Origin of the sequence: Pseudomonas sp. CJQ_9 (assembly GCF_043106615.1) — a bacterium.
Classification (GTDB): Bacteria; Pseudomonadota; Gammaproteobacteria; order Pseudomonadales; family Pseudomonadaceae; genus Aquipseudomonas; species Aquipseudomonas juntendi.
In genome coordinates this window covers 1-902 of sequence record NZ_JBICMS010000097.1, presented here as the reverse complement: position 1 = coordinate 902, position 902 = coordinate 1, and the positions used below count along the sequence as shown (strand labels likewise).

1 protein-coding gene is annotated in these 902 nt (G+C 57.5%); it reads left to right on the top strand.

Features of this window, described 5'->3' with window-relative positions:
* The coding region (gene tuf / locus ACF8SD_RS20795; RefSeq protein ID WP_392485066.1) for an elongation factor Tu at positions 1-902 on the top strand (902 nt) is incomplete at both ends.

The window sequence follows — 902 nt, the reverse complement described above, 5'->3', positions numbered from 1 at the left end:
TGCCCAGGTCACGCTGACTACGTGAAGAACATGATCACCGGTGCTGCCCAGATGGACGGCGCGATCCTGGTTTGCTCGGCCGCCGATGGTCCGATGCCACAAACCCGTGAGCACATCCTGCTGTCCCGTCAGGTTGGCGTTCCGTACATCGTGGTCTTCCTGAACAAGGCTGACCTGGTAGACGACGCTGAGCTGCTGGAACTGGTCGAGATGGAAGTTCGCGACCTGCTGTCCACCTACGACTTCCCAGGCGACGACACCCCGATCATCATCGGTTCGGCTCGTATGGCGCTGGAAGGCAAAGACGACAACGAAATGGGCACTACCGCTGTCAAGAAGCTGGTAGAAACTCTGGATGCCTACATCCCTGAGCCAGTTCGTGCCATCGACCAGCCATTCCTGATGCCAATCGAAGACGTATTCTCGATCTCGGGTCGTGGTACCGTTGTTACCGGCCGTATCGAGCGTGGTATCGTCCGCGTTCAGGATCCGCTGGAAATCGTTGGTCTGCGTGACACCACCACCACCACCTGCACCGGTGTTGAGATGTTCCGCAAGCTGCTGGACGAAGGCCGTGCTGGCGAGAACTGCGGCGTTCTGCTGCGTGGTACCAAGCGTGACGACGTTGAGCGTGGCCAGGTTCTGGTCAAGCCAGGTTCGGTCAAGCCGCACACCAAGTTCACCGCAGAAGTCTACGTTCTGTCGAAGGAAGAAGGCGGCCGTCACACTCCGTTCTTCAAAGGCTACCGTCCTCAGTTCTACTTCCGTACCACTGACGTGACCGGTAACTGCGAACTGCCGGAAGGCGTTGAAATGGTAATGCCAGGTGACAACATTCAGATGACTGTTACCCTGATCAAGACCATCGCAATGGAAGACGGTCTGCGCTTCGCTATCCGTGA